17 protein-coding genes and 1 pseudogene are annotated in these 18,440 nt (G+C 63.5%); 13 read left to right on the top strand and 5 right to left on the bottom strand.

Going from position 1 to position 18,440, the window contains the following annotated elements; genetic code table 11:
• Window positions 1-43: 43 nt before the first annotated feature.
• The 4 genes from FEM01_RS08435 (at window position 44) to FEM01_RS08420 (ending at window position 3,926) form a co-directional block, all read left to right on the top strand.
• Complete coding sequence (locus FEM01_RS08435; RefSeq protein WP_138218973.1) at window positions 44-1,651, top strand: tetratricopeptide repeat-containing response regulator; 1,608 nt, start codon at window positions 44-46, stop codon at window positions 1,649-1,651.
• Window positions 1,648-2,340 (top strand): sensor histidine kinase, encoded by a 693-nt coding sequence (locus FEM01_RS08430; RefSeq protein WP_138218972.1) that lies wholly within the window; start codon window positions 1,648-1,650, stop codon window positions 2,338-2,340. Before FEM01_RS08435 ends, FEM01_RS08430 begins: the two co-directional genes overlap by 4 nt.
• Window positions 2,341-2,467: 127 nt before the next feature.
• Window positions 2,468-3,112, top strand: coding sequence for an MBL fold metallo-hydrolase (locus FEM01_RS08425; protein ID WP_138218971.1), 645 nt, complete (start codon window positions 2,468-2,470; stop codon window positions 3,110-3,112).
• A gap of 94 nt (window positions 3,113-3,206) precedes the next feature.
• A complete protein-coding gene (locus FEM01_RS08420) occupies window positions 3,207-3,926 on the top strand; it encodes an OmpA family protein (RefSeq protein ID WP_171030920.1) in 720 nt (239 codons plus the stop codon).
• 85 nt (window positions 3,927-4,011) lie between these two features.
• Here FEM01_RS08420 and pta read toward each other — a convergent pair whose 3' ends face one another.
• Both pta and FEM01_RS08410 read right to left on the bottom strand, forming a co-directional pair.
• Complete coding sequence (gene pta / locus FEM01_RS08415; protein ID WP_138218969.1) at window positions 4,012-6,102, bottom strand: phosphate acetyltransferase; 2,091 nt, start codon at window positions 6,100-6,102, stop codon at window positions 4,012-4,014.
• Window positions 6,103-6,134: 32 nt separating this feature from the next.
• Window positions 6,135-6,422: a DUF3565 domain-containing protein gene (locus FEM01_RS08410; protein ID WP_346763672.1), complete on the bottom strand. Its 288-nt coding sequence runs from the start codon at window positions 6,420-6,422 to the stop codon at window positions 6,135-6,137.
• 14 nt (window positions 6,423-6,436) lie between these two features.
• On the opposite strand from FEM01_RS08410, the gene FEM01_RS08405 reads away from it, so the two are divergent.
• The 3 genes from FEM01_RS08405 (at window position 6,437) to FEM01_RS08395 (ending at window position 8,791) form a co-directional block, all read left to right on the top strand.
• Entirely contained in the window at window positions 6,437-6,922 is a 486-nt protein-coding gene (locus tag FEM01_RS08405; protein WP_138218967.1) for an FKBP-type peptidyl-prolyl cis-trans isomerase, read from the top strand.
• A 145-nt stretch (window positions 6,923-7,067) separates the two neighbouring features.
• Window positions 7,068-7,550, top strand: coding sequence for a glutathione peroxidase (locus tag FEM01_RS08400; RefSeq protein WP_138218966.1), 483 nt, complete (start codon window positions 7,068-7,070; stop codon window positions 7,548-7,550).
• Between the two features lie 137 nt (window positions 7,551-7,687).
• Window positions 7,688-8,791 carry an NADH:flavin oxidoreductase gene (locus tag FEM01_RS08395; RefSeq protein ID WP_138218965.1) on the top strand — a complete coding sequence of 368 codons (1,104 nt, stop codon included), beginning with the start codon at window positions 7,688-7,690 and terminating at the stop codon, window positions 8,789-8,791.
• Here FEM01_RS08395 and FEM01_RS08390 read toward each other — a convergent pair.
• Window positions 8,760-9,977 (bottom strand): glycosyltransferase family 4 protein, encoded by a 1,218-nt coding sequence (locus FEM01_RS08390; RefSeq protein ID WP_138218964.1) that lies wholly within the window; start codon window positions 9,975-9,977, stop codon window positions 8,760-8,762. The two genes, FEM01_RS08395 and FEM01_RS08390, sit on opposite strands and share 32 nt — an antisense overlap.
• Window positions 9,978-10,154: 177 nt before the next feature.
• Between FEM01_RS08390 and FEM01_RS24710 the strand changes: the two are divergent.
• Together FEM01_RS24710 and FEM01_RS24705 are read left to right on the top strand one after the other, a co-directional pair.
• Window positions 10,155-10,931: pseudogene (locus FEM01_RS24710) on the top strand (PAS domain-containing protein); the annotation flags it as partial.
• A gap of 108 nt (window positions 10,932-11,039) precedes the next feature.
• Window positions 11,040-11,471 carry a methyl-accepting chemotaxis protein gene (locus FEM01_RS24705; RefSeq protein WP_431188573.1) on the top strand — a complete coding sequence of 144 codons (432 nt, stop codon included), beginning with the start codon at window positions 11,040-11,042 and terminating at the stop codon, window positions 11,469-11,471.
• 66 nt (window positions 11,472-11,537) lie between these two features.
• On the opposite strand, the gene cysZ is transcribed toward FEM01_RS24705, so the two are convergent.
• Window positions 11,538-12,266 (bottom strand): sulfate transporter CysZ, encoded by a 729-nt coding sequence (gene cysZ / locus FEM01_RS08380; protein ID WP_138218962.1) that lies wholly within the window; start codon window positions 12,264-12,266, stop codon window positions 11,538-11,540.
• Between the two features lie 318 nt (window positions 12,267-12,584).
• On the opposite strand from cysZ, the gene trxB reads away from it, so the two are divergent.
• Window positions 12,585-13,547 carry a thioredoxin-disulfide reductase gene (trxB, locus tag FEM01_RS08375; protein ID WP_138218961.1) on the top strand — a complete coding sequence of 321 codons (963 nt, stop codon included), beginning with the start codon at window positions 12,585-12,587 and terminating at the stop codon, window positions 13,545-13,547.
• A gap of 89 nt (window positions 13,548-13,636) precedes the next feature.
• Here trxB and nadC read toward each other — a convergent pair whose 3' ends face one another.
• Entirely contained in the window at window positions 13,637-14,485 is an 849-nt protein-coding gene (gene nadC, locus FEM01_RS08370; RefSeq protein WP_138218960.1) for a carboxylating nicotinate-nucleotide diphosphorylase, read from the bottom strand.
• 245 nt (window positions 14,486-14,730) lie between these two features.
• Here nadC and FEM01_RS08365 point away from each other — a divergent pair, with 245 nt between their 5' ends.
• The 3 genes from FEM01_RS08365 to ampE all read left to right on the top strand — a co-directional run bounded on the left by FEM01_RS08365 (window position 14,731) and on the right by ampE (window position 18,348).
• Window positions 14,731-16,881 carry a DUF1631 domain-containing protein gene (locus FEM01_RS08365; RefSeq protein WP_138218959.1) on the top strand — a complete coding sequence of 717 codons (2,151 nt, stop codon included), beginning with the start codon at window positions 14,731-14,733 and terminating at the stop codon, window positions 16,879-16,881.
• A gap of 73 nt (window positions 16,882-16,954) precedes the next feature.
• Window positions 16,955-17,521, top strand: a complete 567-nt coding sequence (gene ampD / locus FEM01_RS08360; protein WP_138218958.1) for a 1,6-anhydro-N-acetylmuramyl-L-alanine amidase AmpD — start codon at window positions 16,955-16,957, stop codon at window positions 17,519-17,521.
• Window positions 17,518-18,348: a regulatory signaling modulator protein AmpE gene (ampE, locus tag FEM01_RS08355; protein ID WP_138218957.1), complete on the top strand. Its 831-nt coding sequence runs from the start codon at window positions 17,518-17,520 to the stop codon at window positions 18,346-18,348. The genes ampD and ampE overlap by 4 nt, the downstream gene beginning before the upstream one ends.
• Window positions 18,349-18,440: the final 92 nt, after the last annotated feature.

The following is an 18,440-nucleotide window of genomic DNA, read 5'->3' as shown; positions in this document are numbered from 1 at the left end:
TCGCCATGCGCCATCTCTCCTTTTTCCACGACAGGTTGTCCTGATGCTGCAGTACGGGCAAAAAAGCTTTCTGATCGTCGACGACTTCACCGATTTCCGAACGTCGACCCGCTCCATGCTGCGCGAACTGGGCGTTCGCGACGTCGATACCGCTGACAGCGGTGAGCAGGCGTTGCGCATGTGTGGGCAGAAACGCTACGACTTCATCCTGCAGGATTTCCACCTCGGCGATGGCAAGAAGAATGGCCAGCAAGTGCTCGAAGACCTGCTCCTCGACAAGCTGATCAGCCATGAGTGCGTGTTCATCATGGTCACCGCCGAGAGCAGCCAGTCCATCGTCCTCAGCGCCATCGAGCATGAGCCCGATGCGTATCTGACCAAGCCCTTCAACCGTGTGGGCCTAGCCCAACGCCTGGAAAAACTGGAGCAGCGCAAGACGCTGCTCAAGCCGATCCTGCAAGCCCTCGACCGTGGCCAGCCGGCTCAGGTGCTGGCCGCATGCGCCGAGCTGTGCAAGAAGGACCCGCGCTTTGCGCCGTTGTGCCTGCGTTATCGGGCCGACGCCCTGCGCGATTTGAATCGCTTCGACGAGCTTGAGAAGTTTCTCAAGAGCATCCTCGCCAGCCGCCCGCAGCCATGGGTGTACGCGGCGCTCGGCAGCCTGCTGCACAAGCGCGGTCAGCATGCACAGGCCCAAGGCGTCTACGAGCAGGCGCTGAAGGCTTTCCCGATCATGCCCAGCCTGTACGACGGCATGGCCGAAGTGCTGGTGGCCCAAGGCGAGAGCCGCCGTGCCCAGCACATGCTTGAAGAAGCGGTGCGTCTTTCGCCGTTGGCGGTGCGACGGCAGGCGGCGCTGGGCAAGCTGGCGCTGGAGAACGCGGATTTCGAGACCGCTTCGAAGGCCTATCGGCACTCGGTCAACCAAGGGCAGAGTTCGCGCTACAAGGATGCCGAGAGCAACCTGGGCTTGGCCCAGGCCCTGATGAACAAGAACGCAGGTTTTGGTCTGGACGCGCGCACCCGCGTGGAGATCAATACCGTGCTCAGCGAAGTGGCCAAGGAGCACGTCGAGGACCAGGGTCTGCAAGTGCGCGCGCGCCTGATGAAGGCCGCCAGCCTGCAGCAGGCGGGCGATGCGGACACCGCCGCCAAGCTCACCGAACAGGCCATGCAGCGCCTGGAGAAGATGGATCAGTTCTTCTCGGTGGATGCGGCGCTAACCGTCGCCAAGCAATTGCAGCAACTGGGCCAGGAAGGGGCGGGCACCTCGATTCTCAAAGGGTGCGTGGAGACCTACGGCGACGACCCGAAGGTGATGCAAAGCGTCTCCAAACTGACCGATGACCCTACGGTACTTGGCGCGGTGACCGAAGCCGTCGATCTCAACCGCCAGGGCGTGCGCGCTTACCAGGGTGGGCAGCTCGCCGAAGCGTTGGGCATGTTCCGCAAGGCCCTGTCGTTACAGCCGAAGAACATCAGTATTGCCTTGAATACCGCGCAGGCCCTGTTGCGCATTGGTGGCGAGAATCCACCGCCCGAGTTGATGCAGGAGTGCCGCAGTTGCCTGACCTGTGTGGCTGGCATCCCGAGCAGCGACAGTCGTTTCGATCGCTACCGCAAGCTGCACGTGCGAGTATTCGGCGCATGAACCAGGACAATCAGGGGCTGGATTTTTCCACGGTGATCGCCTCCACCGTGCACGACTTGAAGAATTCCTTGTCGGCGCTGATCCAGGCCCACAACCAGTGGCTGGCACGCCTGCCCGAGGCGTTGCAGGGTGGCCCCGAGCAAGGGGTCATGGAGCATGAATTCAGCCACCTCAATGGCATGCTGGTGCAGCTGCTGGGGCTGTACAAACTGGGTGTCAACCAGTTGCCGGTGTGCCCTGACTACCACGAGCTGGACGACTTCATCGAGTCCCAGCTCGCCGCTCACCAGGAAGTGCTGCGCCACCGCGACATTCTCGCCACTTGGCGCATCGACACCGATAACCCGTTGGGTTTCTTCGACCGCGAGCTGGTCGCCTCGGTGGTAGCCAATGTGCTCAGCAACGCCATCCGCTACGCCGGTCACGCGTTGCTGATCAGCATCGAGGAGCAGGGCGAGCAATTGGTCATCTGCGTGAACGACGACGGCGCGGGTTATCCACAGCGTATGCTCGAGCGCCAGAGCGACTATGTGCAGGGCATCGATCAGCAGAGCGGCAGCACCGGGCTGGGGTTGTACTTCGCGGCGCGTATTGCCGCCTTGCACGAGCGCAACGGCGTGCAAGGGCGGATCGAGATCGCCAATGGTGGGCCGTTGGGTGGCGGGTTGTTCCGGCTGTATTTGCCCTGAATTCGCTGGCGCGCATCCGCCCAGGATGTCGCCCGGTGTTTCTTTCGTTACCCTGCTCCCCAAGCATGCCTGGAGACGTCCTTGGAGTCTCTTTGGCCGGACACTTTTTGATTGAGGGGCAGGGCTCATGGAAAACCCATCGGTATCGCTGATCCGCGAAACTTTTCCCGTCGGCCCGTTGCAGTGCAACTGCACGCTGATCGGCGACCCGCTGAGCAAGAAAGCCATCGTCGTCGACCCAGGCGGCGACGAGCAGAAGATCCTCGACCGCCTGCAACACCACGGGCTGACCTTGGTCAGCATCATTCACACCCACGCGCATTTCGATCACTTCCTCGCCTCCGGTCGGCTCAAGGCGTTGACGGGGGCCACGTTGCACCTGCACAAGGCCGACCAACCGCTGTGGGACAACCTCGAAATGCAGTGCCAGGCGTTCGGCGTGCCTTATACGCCTGTGCCCTCGCCGGACCGTTGGCTGGCCGACGACGAAGAATTGGCCTGCGGCTGCGGCGTGGCGTTGCACACCCCGGGGCACACGCCTGGCTCGATGAGTTTCTGGTTCGCCGAGCACAAGCTGCTGATCGCCGGCGACACGCTGTTCCGGCGTGGTATCGGACGTACTGATTTGTGGGGTGGCGATCAGCGGTCTATCGTTCGTTCCATCAAGGAGCGACTGTACCGCTTGGATGAACAGGCCGTCGTGGTGACCGGTCATGGCCCGGATACCCGCCTCGGCGAAGAGATGCGTGAGAACCCTTTCGTACGGGCCTGAAGTTTCATGGAATTTTTTCGCCTCGCCAGGATCCAAGGCCGGCACAGATCCGTACGTGATCCGCTGCACTTATGAATTCAGTAGGAGCTTGTCCATGATGCGTCGTCTGATTATCGTCGCTACCGCCGCCGCCGTTTTGTCCGGTTGTGCAGGCCAGAATCCTTATGATGGCCAGAGCCAGGGCGATGCGCAGGGCTCCACGGGCATGAGCAAGACCGCCAAGTACGGTGGCTTGGGCGCGCTGGCCGGTGCAATCGCCGGCGCTGCCATCGACCACAACAACCGTGGCAAGGGCGCGCTGATCGGTGCAGCGGCCGTGGGCGCCGCCGCAGCCGGTTACGGCTACTACGCCGACAAGCAAGAAGCCGAGCTGCGCGCGAAAATGGCCAACACCGGTGTCGAGGTGCAGCGCCAGGGCGATCAGATCAAGCTGATCATGCCGGGCAACATCACCTTCGCCACCGACTCGGCGAACATCTCCCCGAGTTTCTATGCGCCGCTGAACAACCTGGCCGGTTCGTTCAAGCAGTTCAACCAGAACACCATTGAAGTGGTCGGCTTCACCGACAGCACCGGCAGCCGCCAGCACAACATGGACCTGTCCCAGCGCCGTGCCCAGGCTGTCAGCACCTACCTGACCTCGCAAGGTGTCGACCCTTCGCGGGTGAGTGTGCGTGGCATGGGCCCGGACCAGCCGGTCGCTAGCAACGACGACGCCAATGGCCGTGCGCAGAACCGCCGCGTAGAGGTCAACCTCAAGCCTATTCCAGGCCAGCAGTACGACCAGCAGGGCACTGTGCAGCAGTACCCATAAGCTATCGGGCCTGCGCCGCTCGCGGGGCAATCGCGCGCCCTACGCCCTTGGTGGCGTTGGACGTGGGGTTGCCCCGCGTTGCGTTTCAGCGCACGTGGCTGGCCTGAATCGCCGTCAGTGCGATGGTGTGCACGATGTCGTCGACCTGCGCCCCACGGGGCAGGTCGTTCACCGGCTTGCGCAACCCTTGCAGCATCGGCCCGAGGCTTACGCAGTCGGCGCTGCGCTGCACGGCCTTGTGGGTGGTGTTGCCGGTGTTCAGGTCGGGGAATACGAACACCGTCGCGCGCCCAGCCACGGGGCTCGAAGGTGCGAGCTGGCGGGCGATGTCCGGGTTGGCAGCGGCATCGTACTGCAGCGGGCCGTCGATCAGCAGGCTGCGTTCGGCCTGTTGGGCCAGGCGTGTGGCGGCGCGCACTTTTTCCACTTCTTCGTCACTGGCAGCCGAGTCGCTGGAGTAGCTGAGCATTGCCACCCTTGGCGCGATACCGAACGAATCGGCTGACTCGGCGCTCTGACGAGCGATTTCGGCCAGTTCCTCGGCGCTGGGGTGCGGATTCATCACGCAGTCGCCATAGACCAGCACCTGGTCGGGGAACAGCATGAAGAACACCGACGACACCAGGCTGCTGCCCGGCGCGGTCTTGATCAGTTGCAACGCCGGACGAATGGTATTCGCGGTGGAGTGCACAAGGCCCGACACCAGTCCGTCCACTTCGCCCAGGGCAAGCATCATGGTGCCGATCACCACGGGGTCTTCCAGTTGCTGCTCGGCCATCGGGGCGTTGAGGTTCTTGCTCTTGCGCAGTTCCACCATCGGCTCGACATAGCGTCCACGAATTAGCTCGGGGTCGAGCACTTCGAGGTCCGCTGGCAGGTTGATGCCTTGGGCGCGCGCAACGGCGGCGACGTCCTCGGGCTTGGCCAGCAACACGCAGCGGGCGATGCCGCGTGCCTGGCACAGCGCGGCGGCCTGCACCAGCAGTGGTTCGGCGCCTTCTGGCAGGACGATGCGCTTGTTGGCTTGCTGGGCGCGCTGGATCAGTTGATAGCGGAACACCGCAGGCGACAGGCGCAGCTCACGCGGGGTGCCGCAGCGCTGGTGCAGCCAGGCAGCGTCCAGGTGAGTGGCGACGAAGTCGGTGATGAATTCGGCGCGCTCGCGGTCGTCTACCGGGATCTCGCGGTTCAGTGAGTTGAGCTGGTTGGCGGTGTCATACGAGCCAGTGCTCACCGACAGGATCGGCAGCCCGGCTTGCAACGCGCCGCGGCACAGTTCGAGGATGCGTGGGTCGGGCTTGCTGTCGCTGGTCAGCAGCAGGCCGGCGAGCGGCACGCCATTGATCGCCGCCAGGCTGACCGCAAGAATGATGTCGTCGCGGTCGCCTGGGGTCACCACCAAGGTGCCGGAGGTGAGCAGTGGCACGGTATTGGCCACGGTACGCGCGCAGATGATGATCTTGTTCATGCGCCGTTGCTCATAGTCGCCGGCGTTGAGCACTTGGGCACCGAGCAGTTCAGCCACATCGCGGGTGCGTGGTGCGTTCAGCTCCGCTTGCCATGGAATACAGCCGAGCAAGCGGAAATCGTTGCCGCGCAGCAGCGGCGAATGCTCGCGCAGGCGCGTGGCGAAGTCGGCCATGCTCTCGTCGGTGCGTACCTTGTTGAGAATCACACCGAGCACTTTCGGGTCGCGTGGGCCACCGTACAGTTGGGCTTGCAGTTCGACCCGCCCGGACAGTTCGCTGAGCACTTCGTTTTCGGGCGCCGACACCAGGATCACCTCGGCATCCAGGCTCTTGGCCAGGTGCAGGTTGACCCGCGCGGCGTAGCTGGCGTGGCGGGTGGGCACCATGCCCTCGACCACGACCACATCCTTGCCGACGCAGGCTTGCTGGTACAGGCGGATGATCTCTTCGAGCAACTCGTCCAATTGGCCGTCGCCGAGCATGCGCTCGACATGGCCCAGGCTCAGCGGCGTGGGGGGCTTGATACCGTGGGTGCGCGCGACCAGCTCGCTGGAGCGCTCAGGCCCGGTGTCGCCGGGGTGCGGTTGGGCGATTGGCTTGAAGAACCCGACCTTCAATCCTGCGCGCTCCAGGGTGCGCACCAGGCCAAGGCTGATGGAGGTCAGGCCGACCCCGAAGTCGGTCGGGGCAATGAAAAATGTCTGCATGCGTGCTTCTCGAAATAAGCGGTGCAAAAGAATCAACGGCCAAGGGTATCGCTAACCGCCCCTTGGGCGCACCAGCCGCAGTTGAAGGCTTGGCCAATGCGCTGCTGGCGCTGCTCGGCGTCGAGCACCCAGGGACGGGCTTGCCAGGGGGGCTGATGGCGCAGGTGCTGGGTGTGCCCGCAGGACAGTGCGACCACCCAATGGCCGTCTTCGTCCTGGCTGAAGCCTGTGATCAGACTGACGGGCGCCCCTTCGTCCATGGTCGGTTCGCAATCGGGCGGTGCCTTGGTTACACTTCCCCGTTCTACATTCTTTTGCAAAAGGTCTTGCCCCCATGCTGATCGCCGCCAACAAGGCTGTCTCCATCGACTATACCCTGACCAACGACGCTGGTGAGGTCATCGACAGCTCCTCCGGCGGTGCGCCGCTGGTCTACCTGCACGGTGCTGCCAACATCATTCCGGGCCTGGAAAAGGCCCTCGAAGGCAAGCAGGCCGGTGATGAGCTGGACGTTGCCATCGAGCCGGAAGAAGCCTACGGCGAATACCTGGCCGAGCTGGTCAGCACCCTGAACCGTAGCCTGTTCGAGGGCGTCGACCAACTGGAAGTCGGCATGCAGTTCCACGCCTCGGCGCCGGATGGCCAGATGCAGATCGTCACTATCCGCGACATCGATGGCGACGACATCACCGTCGACGGCAACCACCCACTGGCCGGTCAGCGCCTGAACTTCAAAGTGAAGGTGGTCAACGTGCGTGATGCCAGCGACGAAGAAGTCGCTCACCGCCACATCCACGGTGAAGGTGGCCACCACCACTGATTTTCTGCGCTACGCTCAGAGAGTCGCCAGGCGCTCGGGCAAGCCGTACTTGCCCTCCTAGGGAGGGTGAACGGTTTGGCCGCGCGCCTTTTTAGTGGGCGTGATTCGCCCCAGCGACCATTGGGAACCTGAGAGGGGATTCATCATGAGTGCATTTCACGACCTGACATTGAAGGCGCTGAACGGCGAGGACCTGCCCCTCGCACCGTTCAAGGGCCAGGTAGTGCTGGTGGTCAATGTCGCCTCCAAGTGTGGCCTGACGCCGCAATACGCCTCGCTGGAAAAACTTCACCAGCAGTTCAAGGGCAAAGGGTTCAATGTGCTGGGCCTGCCGTGCAACCAGTTCGCTGGACAAGAACCCGGCAGTGAAAAGGACATCCAGGAGTTCTGCCGCCTCACCTACGGGGTGAGCTTCCCGCTGGGCGCCAAGCTTGAAGTCAACGGCCCGCACCGGCATTCCCTGTACCGCCTGCTGGCGGGCGAGGGCGCGGAGTTTCCCGGCGACATCAGCTGGAATTTCGAGAAGTTCCTGGTGGGCAAGGATGGGCGCGTACTGGCCCGCTTCGCCCCACGTACCGCGCCGGACGATCCAAGCGTGGTGCAGGCGATCGAGAAAGCCTTGGCCTGATTGGTGTGCCAGTGAGGGCGCGGGCGTGTCCCGCGCTCATCCGCGATACCGGACAATCACCCCAATCAATGATGCTGTGCCCACTCTCCTGCGCCCCCTAAGCTCTGGCGATTCCTCAGCCATGCCGGGAGCGCCGCATGTCCAGCAACCCCCTGTTCCAGCCTTTCACCCTCGGCTCGCTCGAGCTGCCGACCCGCGTGGTAATGGCGCCGATGACCCGCACCTTCTGCCCAGGCGGCGTGCCCCACGACGGCGTGGTCGAGTACTACCGTCGCCGCGCTGCGGCCGGGGTTGGCCTGATCGTCACCGAGGGCACCACGGTCGCGCACCGCGCTGCCAACGGTTACCCGAATGTGCCGCGTTTTCATGGCGACGATGCCTTGGCGGGGTGGAAGCGTGTGGTGGATGCGGTGCATGCAGAAGGTGGGCGCATCGTGCCGCAGCTGTGGCATGTGGGTAGCGTGCGTCGCCTGGGCACCGAGCCGGACGGCGATGTGCCGGCCTACGGCCCAAGCGGCAAGCAGAAGGACGGCAAGGTGCTGGTGCACGAGATGACCCAGGATGACATTGACGAGGTCATTGCCGCCTTCGCCCAGGCGGCCCGCGACGCCCAGGCCATTGGCATGGACGGTGTGGAAATCCATGGCGCCCACGGCTACCTGATCGACCAGTTCTTCTGGGACGCCAGCAACCGTCGTACCGATGGCTACGGTGGCGATCTGGCTGGTCGTTCGCGATTTGCCATCGAGCTGATTCGCGCAGTACGCGCCGCAGTGGGGCCGGACTTCCCGATCATCTTGCGCTTCTCGCAGTGGAAGCAGCAGGACTACACCGCGCGCTTGGTGCACACCCCAGAGGCACTGGGCGCGTTCCTGGCGCCGTTGTCCGAGGCGGGTGTGGATATCTTCCACTGTTCCACACGTCGCTTCTGGGAGCCTGAGTTCGACGGCAGCGACCTCAACCTGGCCGGCTGGACCCGTAAGCTTACCGGCAAGCCGACCATCACCGTGGGCAGCGTGGGGTTGGATGGGGAGTTCCTGCAGTTCATGGTCGACACCGACAAGGTGGCCAAGCCGGCCAGCCTGGAAGGCCTGCTGCGCCGCCTTGAAGACCAGGAGTTCGACCTGGTGGCGGTGGGCCGCGCCTTGCTGGTCGATGCCCAGTGGGCGCAGAAGGTTCGCGATGGGCGGGAGGCCGATGTGCTGCCGTTCAGCCGTCAGGCGCTGGCGAGCCTGGCTTGATCGGCAGCCCGGTAGACGCGATCTGACCTGTCGAGGCGACTGCGCCGCGACAGGCGCTGTACAGATACCCCTCGAACTGCTCGACGATCGCTGGCCAGCCTTGGCGGCTGGCGTGCTGACGGGCGTTCAGGCGTACCCGGCGCAAGGTTTCGCGCTCTTCGAGCAGCCAGCATGCGGCGTCGATGAACGCGGCTTGGTCGCCCGGCATCGCCAGGGCACCGCTGTGACCATGGCAGATGTGCTGGGCGGCGGCGGCCTCATCGTAGGCAACCACCGCCAGCCCCGAGGCCAAGGCTTCGAGCACCACGTTGCCGAACGTCTCGGTGAGGCTGGGGAACAGGAACAGGTCGGCGCTGGCATAGTGCTCGGCTAGCGCCTCGCCACGCTGCGCGCCGCAGAACAGCGCGTCGGGCAACTGCTGTTGAAGGCGTGCGCTGAGTGGGCCATCGCCGACCAGGATCAGGCGTAGGCGTCGCTGTGGATAACTGCGCTGCAAGGCCTCCAGGCACGGGCGCAGCAGCGCCAGGTTCTTTTCCGCCGCCAGGCGCCCGACGTAGAGTACGCCGATGTCGTCTGCGCCCAGCCCCCATTGCGCGCGCAAGGCGTCGTTGCGCCGGGCCGGGTTGAACAGGTAGGCGTCGACGCCTCGTGCCATCAGCCCGAGCCGCTCGAACCCACGACGTTCCAGCTCCAGGCGCTGGCTGGCGCTGGGAACCAGGGTGATCGCGGTCCGTCGATGGAACCAGCGCAGGTAGTGGGTGAGCATGCGTGCCAGCAGGCCCAGGCCGTACTGCCCGGAGTATTGTGGGAAGTTGGTGTGGAAACCACTGACCACAGCAATTCCCAGGCGTCGCGCGGCGCGCAGGGCACTCAGGCCCAGCGGCCCTTCGGTGGCGATGTACAGCACATCTGGACGCTGCCTGCGCCAGTGGCGCAGCAGTTTGTGCATCGACACTTCACCCCATTGCAGCCCGGGGTAGCCCGGTAGCGGCCAGCCCCGGCACAACAGCAGATCGGCAGGCGCGACCGAGTGTGCGTCGGCGAGTTGGCGCGGGCGGATCAGTTCTACCTGATGGCCACGCAGGCGCAGGCCATCGCAGAGGCGCCCAAGGGTATTGGCCACGCCATTGATCTCGGGTGGGAAGGTTTCGCTGACCAGGGTGATGTGCAGGGGCGGTGTGTTCATGGAAAAAAGTCTCCGCTGCCCCAATTGCGGTCATGTGACGGTTGTGTGACGGCTAGATGACGCCTGGTTTCCGGCGTTTTCAGCCGGCTGAATATTTCCTTGTCGGTTGCTCAAGAACCCCGCCCTGTTGGCCGATGCAGAAGCATTCGAATTTGGGTATGCGCTCTGGGACCGTTGATGTTCAACAGCAAATTGAAGCAAGAAGTTCAGCAACTGCGTGAGGAGCTACTGTCCGTCGAGCAGGTCAAGAACAGCCTCGACAGCGAAATGCTGGTGTTGCAGCTAGACCCACAGGGGCGCATCGAGTCGGTCAATTCCAACTTCGAGGCCGAAATGGGTTACCGCGCCGAGCAATTGATCGGCCGCAACATCGAAGAGATCGTCCCGGCCCATGTGAAAAAGCTCGATTTTTACCAGCGCATGAAGACCGCCATCGCTCGTGGCGAACATCTCAATGGCGCCTTCCGCTTGCTCCGCGGCAATGGTGAAGAGGCCTGGCTGCGTTCGATCCTGCAACCGGTCAAGGACAGCAGCGGGCGCATTCGGCATTTTTCGTTGCACTCCAGCGACCTGACCCGCACCATCGAAGCTTCCCGCGAGCATGAAAGCCTGATCAAGGCGCTGATGCGTTCTACTGCGGTGATCGAGTTCGATCTTGAGGGCCAGGTCCTCACCGCCAACGATCGTTTCTTGCAGAGCATGGGCTACAGCCTGGAGCAGGTGCGTGGCAAGCATCATCGGATGTTCTGCGAGCCGCAAACGTCGGCTTCGGCCGAGTACAAGACATTCTGGGAAAAGCTGCGCCGTGGCGAGTACATCGCCGACCGCTTCAAGCGCATTGACGCCTATGGCCGTACGGTGTGGCTGGAAGCTTCGTACAACCCGATCATCGACGCCCACGATGTACTCTACAAAGTGGTCAAGTTCGCCACTGTCATCACCGATCAGGTCAACCAGGAACAGGCCGTGGCCCAGGCGGCGGATATCGCCTACACCACGTCGATCGAAACCGACGGCTGCGCGCGCAAGGCTACCGATGTGGTGACCCAGACCGTGGAAGTGATGCGCGGCCTGGAGGGGTCGATGCAGCAGGCCGCCGAGGGTATCCAGGCGCTGGATACGCAGTCGAAGGTGATTGGCGCGATCATCAAGACCATCAGCGACATCGCCGGCCAGACCAACCTGCTGGCGCTCAACGCCGCAATCGAGGCCGCGCGCGCCGGCGAGCAAGGCCGTGGCTTTGCCGTGGTGGCCGACGAGGTACGCCAACTGGCCTCACGCACCAGCAGCGCCACTGAGGAAATCGCCAAGGTGGTGCAACAAAACGAGCAGCTCGCCCAGGCAGCGGTGGACATCATCGACACCAGCAAGCGCCAGGCCGAGCAAGGCCTGGCCTTGGCCGCCGATACCGGCGGGGTGATCGTGGAGATCCAGGAAGGGGCGAAGAAGGTCGTGGATGCGGTGGGGCAGTTTTCCAGCCAGTTGTCTGCCTGAGTGTTCCGGCAGGTGCGAGCGGCCCTTTACTTGGGCCACTCCCACCGCCTGTGGCGCTCAGCCTGATCAGTTGCGCTCACGCACCCAGAACAACGTCGCCCCGGCTACCGCGGCGGGCATCATCAGCACGTTGACCAGCGGTATCATCAGCGCCAGGTAGGTGATCCCGCCAAAGCCCATCGATTGCCAGCGCTTGCTGCGCAGCCAGGCGAGCATGTCCTGCCAGCTCATCTTGTTGTTGTCGGCCGGGTAGTCGATGTACTGGATGGCCATCATCCAGATACCGAACACCAGCCACAGCGGCGCGGCGATCACGTTGACCACCGGAATAAACGACAAGATGAACAGGCCGATGGCGCGGGGCAGGAAGTAGCCGAGTTTGCGCATCTCGCGGCTGAACGTGCGCGGCACCATGGCTACCAGCTCACTCCAGCTGAACGGCGGGAAGGTGTCCTGGCCGCGTACCACGACCTCGACCTTTTCCGCCAGGAAGCCGTTGAACGGCGCGGCGATCACGTTTGCCAGCAGGGTGAAGCTGAAGAACACCATCAGCAGCACCAGGGCGACGAACAGCGGCCAGAGGATGTAGCTCAGGAAGCTCAGCCAGTCGGGCAAGGTGGGCATCAGGTGGTCGACCCACATGCTAAATTGATGGCCGGCGAACCAGATCAGACCGCCGAACAGCAGCAGGTTGACCGCCAGAGGCAGCAGCACGAACAGGCGCAGACCTGGGCTGAGCACCAGTTTCAGGCCTTCGCGCAGGTACTGTGGGCCGGAAAGGACGGGGGTTTGCATCGGCATGCTCCGCAGAAGGAAAACGCGCTGACCATACCGAGTTTGCCGTTTCGACGAAAGGTGAACAGGGTTGGGGAAACGGGGTGTAACAAAGCGTTTAGGATTTTGCTATCGGCGTGTTCTGCACATAGAGACTGTCTATAAGGTGGATTGTCGAAGGATATTTCCTTAATCTCTGCGGCCTCGCTACAGTGCGCTCACTTTCTCGTTTCAGGGCCGACGCGTTGTAGCCTTCCCCAAGTGCTGCGTAGGTCCTTTTTAATTCCAGCTGGCGCAACCGCCACCTTGACGGTGCGGCCCGCTCGACAGGAGTTCGTCATGTCCGAAGTACGTCATTCGCGTGTCATCATTCTCGGTTCCGGCCCTGCCGGCTACAGCGCTGCGGTGTATGCTGCGCGCGCCAACCTCAAGCCGCTGCTAATCACCGGCATGCAGGCAGGCGGCCAGTTGACCACCACCACCGAAGTCGACAACTGGCCGGGCGATCCCCACGGCCTGACCGGCCCGGCCCTGATGCAGCGCATGCAGGAACACGCCGAGCGTTTCGAGACCGAGATCGTCTTCGACCACATCAACGCTGTCGATCTGGCCAACAAGCCGTTCACCCTGCGCGGTGACAGCGGCACCTACACCTGTGATGCCCTGATCGTCGCCACCGGTGCCAGCGCCCGTTACCTGGGCCTGCCGTCGGAAGAAACCTTCATGGGCAAGGGCGTTTCGGCCTGCGCGACCTGCGACGGTTTCTTCTACCGCAACAAGCCAGTGGCCGTGGTCGGTGGTGGCAACACCGCCGTTGAAGAGGCGCTGTACCTGGCCAATATCGCTAGCAAGGTGACCCTGGTGCACCGCCGCGATACGTTCCGCGCCGAGAAGATCCTGATCGACAAGCTGCACGCCCGCGTGGCTGAAGGCAAGATCGAGCTGAAGCTCAACGCCACCCTGGACGAAGTGCTGGGTGACAACATGGGCGTGACCGGTGCGCGCCTGAAGAACAACGACGGCAGCAGCGACGAAATCAAGGTCGACGGCGTGTTCATCGCCATTGGCCACACCCCGAACACCTCGCTGTTCGAAGGCCAGTTGACCCTCAAGGACGGCTACCTGGTGGTCAATGGCGGCCGTGAAGGCAACGCCACCGCCACCAACGTCGAAGGCGTGTTCGCCGCAGGCGACGTGGCCGACCACGTGTATCGCCAGGCGATCACCTCGGCCGGTGCTGGCTGCATGGCCGCCCTGGACGTCGAGCGTTACCTGGACGGCCTGGCCAACGCCTCGTTCTGACCGAGCCATCGTGGGCCCGCCGCCCAATTCGCGCGGGCCTCACAATAAAACCGGCCATCTGGCCGGTTTTTTTGTGTCTGAGTAATACCTCAGAGACTCAGGCGCATCGACAGATCCACAGCCTTGACGTCTTTGGTCATGGCACCGATGGAAATGTAGTCCACGCCGGTTTCTGCGATTACCCGCAGGGTGGTCTCATTGACGCCGCCACTGGCTTCGAGCTTGGCCTTGCCGGCGGTGATGCGCACCGCTTCGCGCATTTCATCCAGGCTCAGCTCGTCTAGCATGACGATATCGGCCCCGGCGGCCAGCGCCTCGTGCAGCTCATCCAGGCTTTCCACTTCGATCTCCACCGGCTTGCCCGGAGCGATGCGGTGCGCTGCCGCTACGGCCTGGGCCACACCGCCACTGGCTGCAATGTGGTTTTCCTTGATCAGGAAGGCATCGTAAAGGCCGATGCGGTGGTTGTGACAGCCGCCGCAGGTGACTGCGTACTTCTGCGCCAGGCGCAGCCCCGGCAAAGTCTTGCGGGTGTCCAGCAGGCGCACCTGGGTGCCTTCGACCAAGTCGGCCAGGAACCTTGCACGGGTGGCTACGCCCGAGAGCAGTTGCAGGAAGTTCAGCGCCGAACGCTCGCCGCTGAGCAGCGAGCGCGCCGGGCCTTCGAGGTGGAACAACACCTGGTTGGCCGACGCCCGTTCGCCATCGGCCACCTGCCAGTGCACCGCCACCCTTGGGTCGAGCTGGCGGAATACCGCATCGACCCACGCAGTACCGGCGATCACGCAGTCCTCGCGGGTGATGATGGTTGCCTTGGCCAGGCGCTCGGCCGGAATCAGCTGGGCGGTAATGTCGCCGCCACCGATATCTTCTAGCAACGCGCGGCGCACGTTAGCTTCGATTTCGGCGGTCAAGTCGGCGAGGCGTAGGTTCGGCATGGTCGGCTCCACAAGCTAGATGGCGGCGATTATAGGGCAGGGGGGCGAGCTGTACAGCCATGGCGCAGATGACCTTTGGTCAGGCCAGGTGAGCAATCCGACAAATGCACTGTCTTTAGCCGCGTGAGAAACGCGAGCTAGCGGGAGTAAGATTTTTCGCTGATAATGGCGTCTAGTATTTGGCGTCATAGCTTTGACGATCTTTAAGCCCGTTGAACAGTGCAACATCCAGCAAGGAGTCCCGGATGCGTAAAGAAGGCAAGGTGGTGCCCCTGGCGGGGGCCATCGAACGAGGCGCGCCAGCGCTCTCGCCCTGCCTTCCCGTGTTGTTGCTGCAAGTGCGTGACAAGGCCGCACTGCAACTGCGCCAGGGCTTGCAAGCGCTGTTCGACAATGCTGACGACACCCTCTTCGAGATGGCCGACAAGGCCACGGGGCGTCGTGATCAAAACCTCTATTTCGAAGCCATGCGCGACCTGCGCCTTAAGCGCAAGAGCATCGAACGGGGTTTTCTCGATACCTTCTACGAAGCGTTCGCACGCATCGGCCAGGTCGATGCCTTCGAGTTGCCCGGCATGGTGCCGTTGGCTGCGGGCAATGGCCCGTTGGCGCGCGTGGTGGCGGTGCAAGGCATGGTCGACCGGGTGCTCTCGCGTGATAGCTTGGTGCTTGAACAGTTGACCGTGCGTCTGGCTGCGCTGCTCGAACAGGACCTGGACGTACCCCGTAATCCGCTCGGGCCCGCTAATCTGTGCCGGTACTTCCTCGCTGCCGGGCGCAACCTGGGTGTGGGCATCAACGTCAAGCTGGTGTTGCTCAAGCTGTTCGAGCGCTATGTGCTGCGTGATCTGGACCTGCTTTACGCAGACGCCAACCAATTGTTGGCCAGCGCCCAGGTGCTGCCCGAGCTGTTGCCCGCGCCACGGCGCCGCGCCGATGACCGGCGCCACGCCTCAACGCACGCCACCGCCAGCGTGGATCTGGCCGACAACGGCGGGACCGACAGCGCAGGCGAAGCCTTCATCGCCTCGCTGGGTGAACTGTTGGCCCCGGCCCGTGGCCAACTTGCCCCACGCCTGGGCGCAGGCACGGCGCACGCCATCAGCACCGGCGACTTGCTGCGTCTGCTCACCCACCTGCAACATTACGTGCCTTCGCCTGGCGAGCCCGACGACTTCAACCTTGCCCAGCAGCTTGAGCAACTGCTGCTACGCGTCAGTGTGCGCAGTGGTACACGCCGCCGCATCGCCCCTGGCGACGAGGACATGATCAACCTGGTCGGTTTGCTGTTCGACTACATCCAGGCCGACGACAACCTGCCCGCCAGCCTGCGTGCGCTGATCGTACGTCTGCATATCCCTCTGCTGAAGGTGGCGCTGATCGACAAGGCGCTGTTCAGCCGTGCCAGCCATCCGGCGCGCCGCCTGGTCAATGAGATCGCGGCCGTGGCGATCGGTTGGGAGGCCGATGGCGAAGGCCTGCGCGACAGCTTGCACCTGCGCGTCGAGCGTGTGGTACAGCGCCTGCTCAACGACTTCTCCGATGATTGCGGCCTGTTCAACGAGCTACTTGACGAATTTCTGGCCTTCAGCCAGGACGAGCGTCGGCGCAATGAACTGCTTGAGCAGCGCACTCGCGACGCCGAGGAGGGCCGTGCGCGCACGCTCCAGGCGCGCCTGCGGGTGCAGGAAGTGCTCAACCAGCGCCTGCGAGGTCGGGTCCTGCCGTTGGTAGTGGTGCAGATGCTCGAACATGCCTGGAGCCAAGTGCTATTGCTGGCCTGGCTCAAGCAGGGCGAGGACTCGCCGGCTTGGACCGAGGCCCTGGCGACGGTCGATGCACTGCTCGCCAGTATCGCCCCGCACGCGCATCCTGGGCAGTTGCTGGAGCGCTTGCCAGGGCTGCTCAAGGCGCTGCGTGAAGGCCTGGCCGGGGTGGCGCTGGACTCGGCCGCCACCCGCGATTTCTTCCAGCAGCTCGAACGTCTACACCTGCGTGCCTGTGGCGCAACCCAGGTCGATGACAGCGCGTTGCCCGATGTCTGGGTGCAGTCGGATATCGTGCTGGCCATCGCCGATGAGTCGGCCTGCGCACCTAACCTTGTGGCCGATCAGCAAGAGCCGGCCTTGCGTCAGGTCGAGCGCCTGCGCCTGGGGACCTGGGTCGAAGTGATGGACGATGAAGAGCCGCTGCGCTGCAAGCTGGTGGCACGGATCGACAGCAGCGATCGCTACGTGTTCGCCAACCGCACGGGGATGAAAGTACGCGAATGGAATCGCGCCGGGCTGGCCATGGCCCTGCGCCGCGGCGAAGTACGCCCGCTCGACGATGGGTTGTTGTTCGAGCGCGCACTTGAGGGCGTGCTGGATCAGTTGCGCGGCCAACAGGCCCGTTGAGCCCGCCCTCGAACCTTGTGCGACACACAGGCATACTGATGGCCTGTCCCAGGCATTCTTCAGGATCTGCTTCATGCAATTGGACCGTGCCACTGGCTGGTTCAGCGGCGTCACCCGCTGCCCTTCGCCGAACTTCAATACCCGCCCCGAAGGTGAGGCCATCTCGCTGCTGGTGATTCACAACATCAGCCTGCCCCCGGCTTGTTTCGGCACCGGCAAGGTGCAGCAGTTCTTCCAGAACCGCCTGGACCCGTCCGAACATCCATACTTCGAGGGCATCAGCCAGCTGACCGTTTCGGCGCACCTGTTCGTCGAGCGCGACGGCGCGGTGACCCAGTTCGTTTCGCTGCTCGACCGTGCCTGGCATGCGGGCGTGTCGCGCTTCGAGGGGCGCGAGGGCTGCAATGATTTCTCGATTGGGATCGAGCTGGAAGGCACCGATGAGTTGCCCTACACCGATGCCCAGTACGCGACCCTGGCGCACCTGACCGGGCAGATTCGACAGGCCTGGCCGGCTATCGACCTGGCACGTATCCAAGGACACAGCGACATCGCCCCTGGCCGCAAGACCGATCCGGGTCCGGCCTTCGACTGGCCGCGCTACCGCGCTGCGGTGCAAAGCAATGAGGACTACGCATGAGTTTTCTGGTGTTGGTACTGGTGCTGTGGATCGAAAAGTTCTCGGCGCTGCGCCAGCGCGTTCAGCGCGACGGTTTTTTCCTGGGCGAGCTGACGCGCCTGGAGCGCACTGGCAAGACGCAACCTGCGTGGGCATTGGCGCTGCTGGTACTCGCTCCGGTGGCACTGTTGGTATTGCTGCTGCATGTGCTGGAGCCGGTCGCCTACGGCCTGCTGGCGCTGCCGCTGCACCTGCTGGTGCTGCTTTACAGCCTCGGTCGGGGCGATGTGAAAGCCGCACTTGGGCCGTTTCGCGATGCCTGGCGCCGTGGCGATGACCAGGCTGCGCTGCATGTTGCCGAGCGTGACCTGGGGCTGGCCGCCGATGACTCTGAGGGCTTGATCAAACGGGTTCAGGGGCACTTGCTGTGGCAGGCCTACCAAAGCTTTTTCGCCGTGATCTTCTGGTACTTCCTGCTGGGGCCGGGTGCGGCGCTGGCCTACCGGCTACTTGCCTTGAGCGCTGACAACAGCCGCCAGCCGGGGCTGCAAGGGCTGGCCGGGCAACTGCGTCACGCCCTTGACTGGCTGCCGGTGCGGGTGGTGGCATTGAGCTTCGCGTTGGTCGGTAATTTCGTGGCTGTCACCCGCGTGATGCTGCATGCGCTGCTCGATTGGCAGGCCAGCGCCGCGCAGCTGGTCGCCCAAGTGGGCCGGGTGGCCGACGATATCCCGGAGCAGGAGAGCCGTCAGCAGGGCCTGGAGCACCTGGACAGCTTGTGGGAGCTGCTGCTGCGGTGTGCGGTGCTGTGGTACGCGTGCTTTGCGCTATGGACTGTACTGGTCTGATCGACGCCCTGCGCCACAGGCGGATGCTTTAACCTTAAGTTACAAACCTTGGATTCAATCTGCGTTATACAAAGGCCCACGGCATAGATGGC

This window comes from Pseudomonas mosselii, assembly GCF_005796105.1.
Taxonomy (GTDB): domain Bacteria; phylum Pseudomonadota; class Gammaproteobacteria; order Pseudomonadales; family Pseudomonadaceae; genus Aquipseudomonas; species Aquipseudomonas mosselii_C.
Note: the sequence above shows the minus strand (reverse complement) of the source record. Positions and strands in the feature narration are given on the sequence as shown.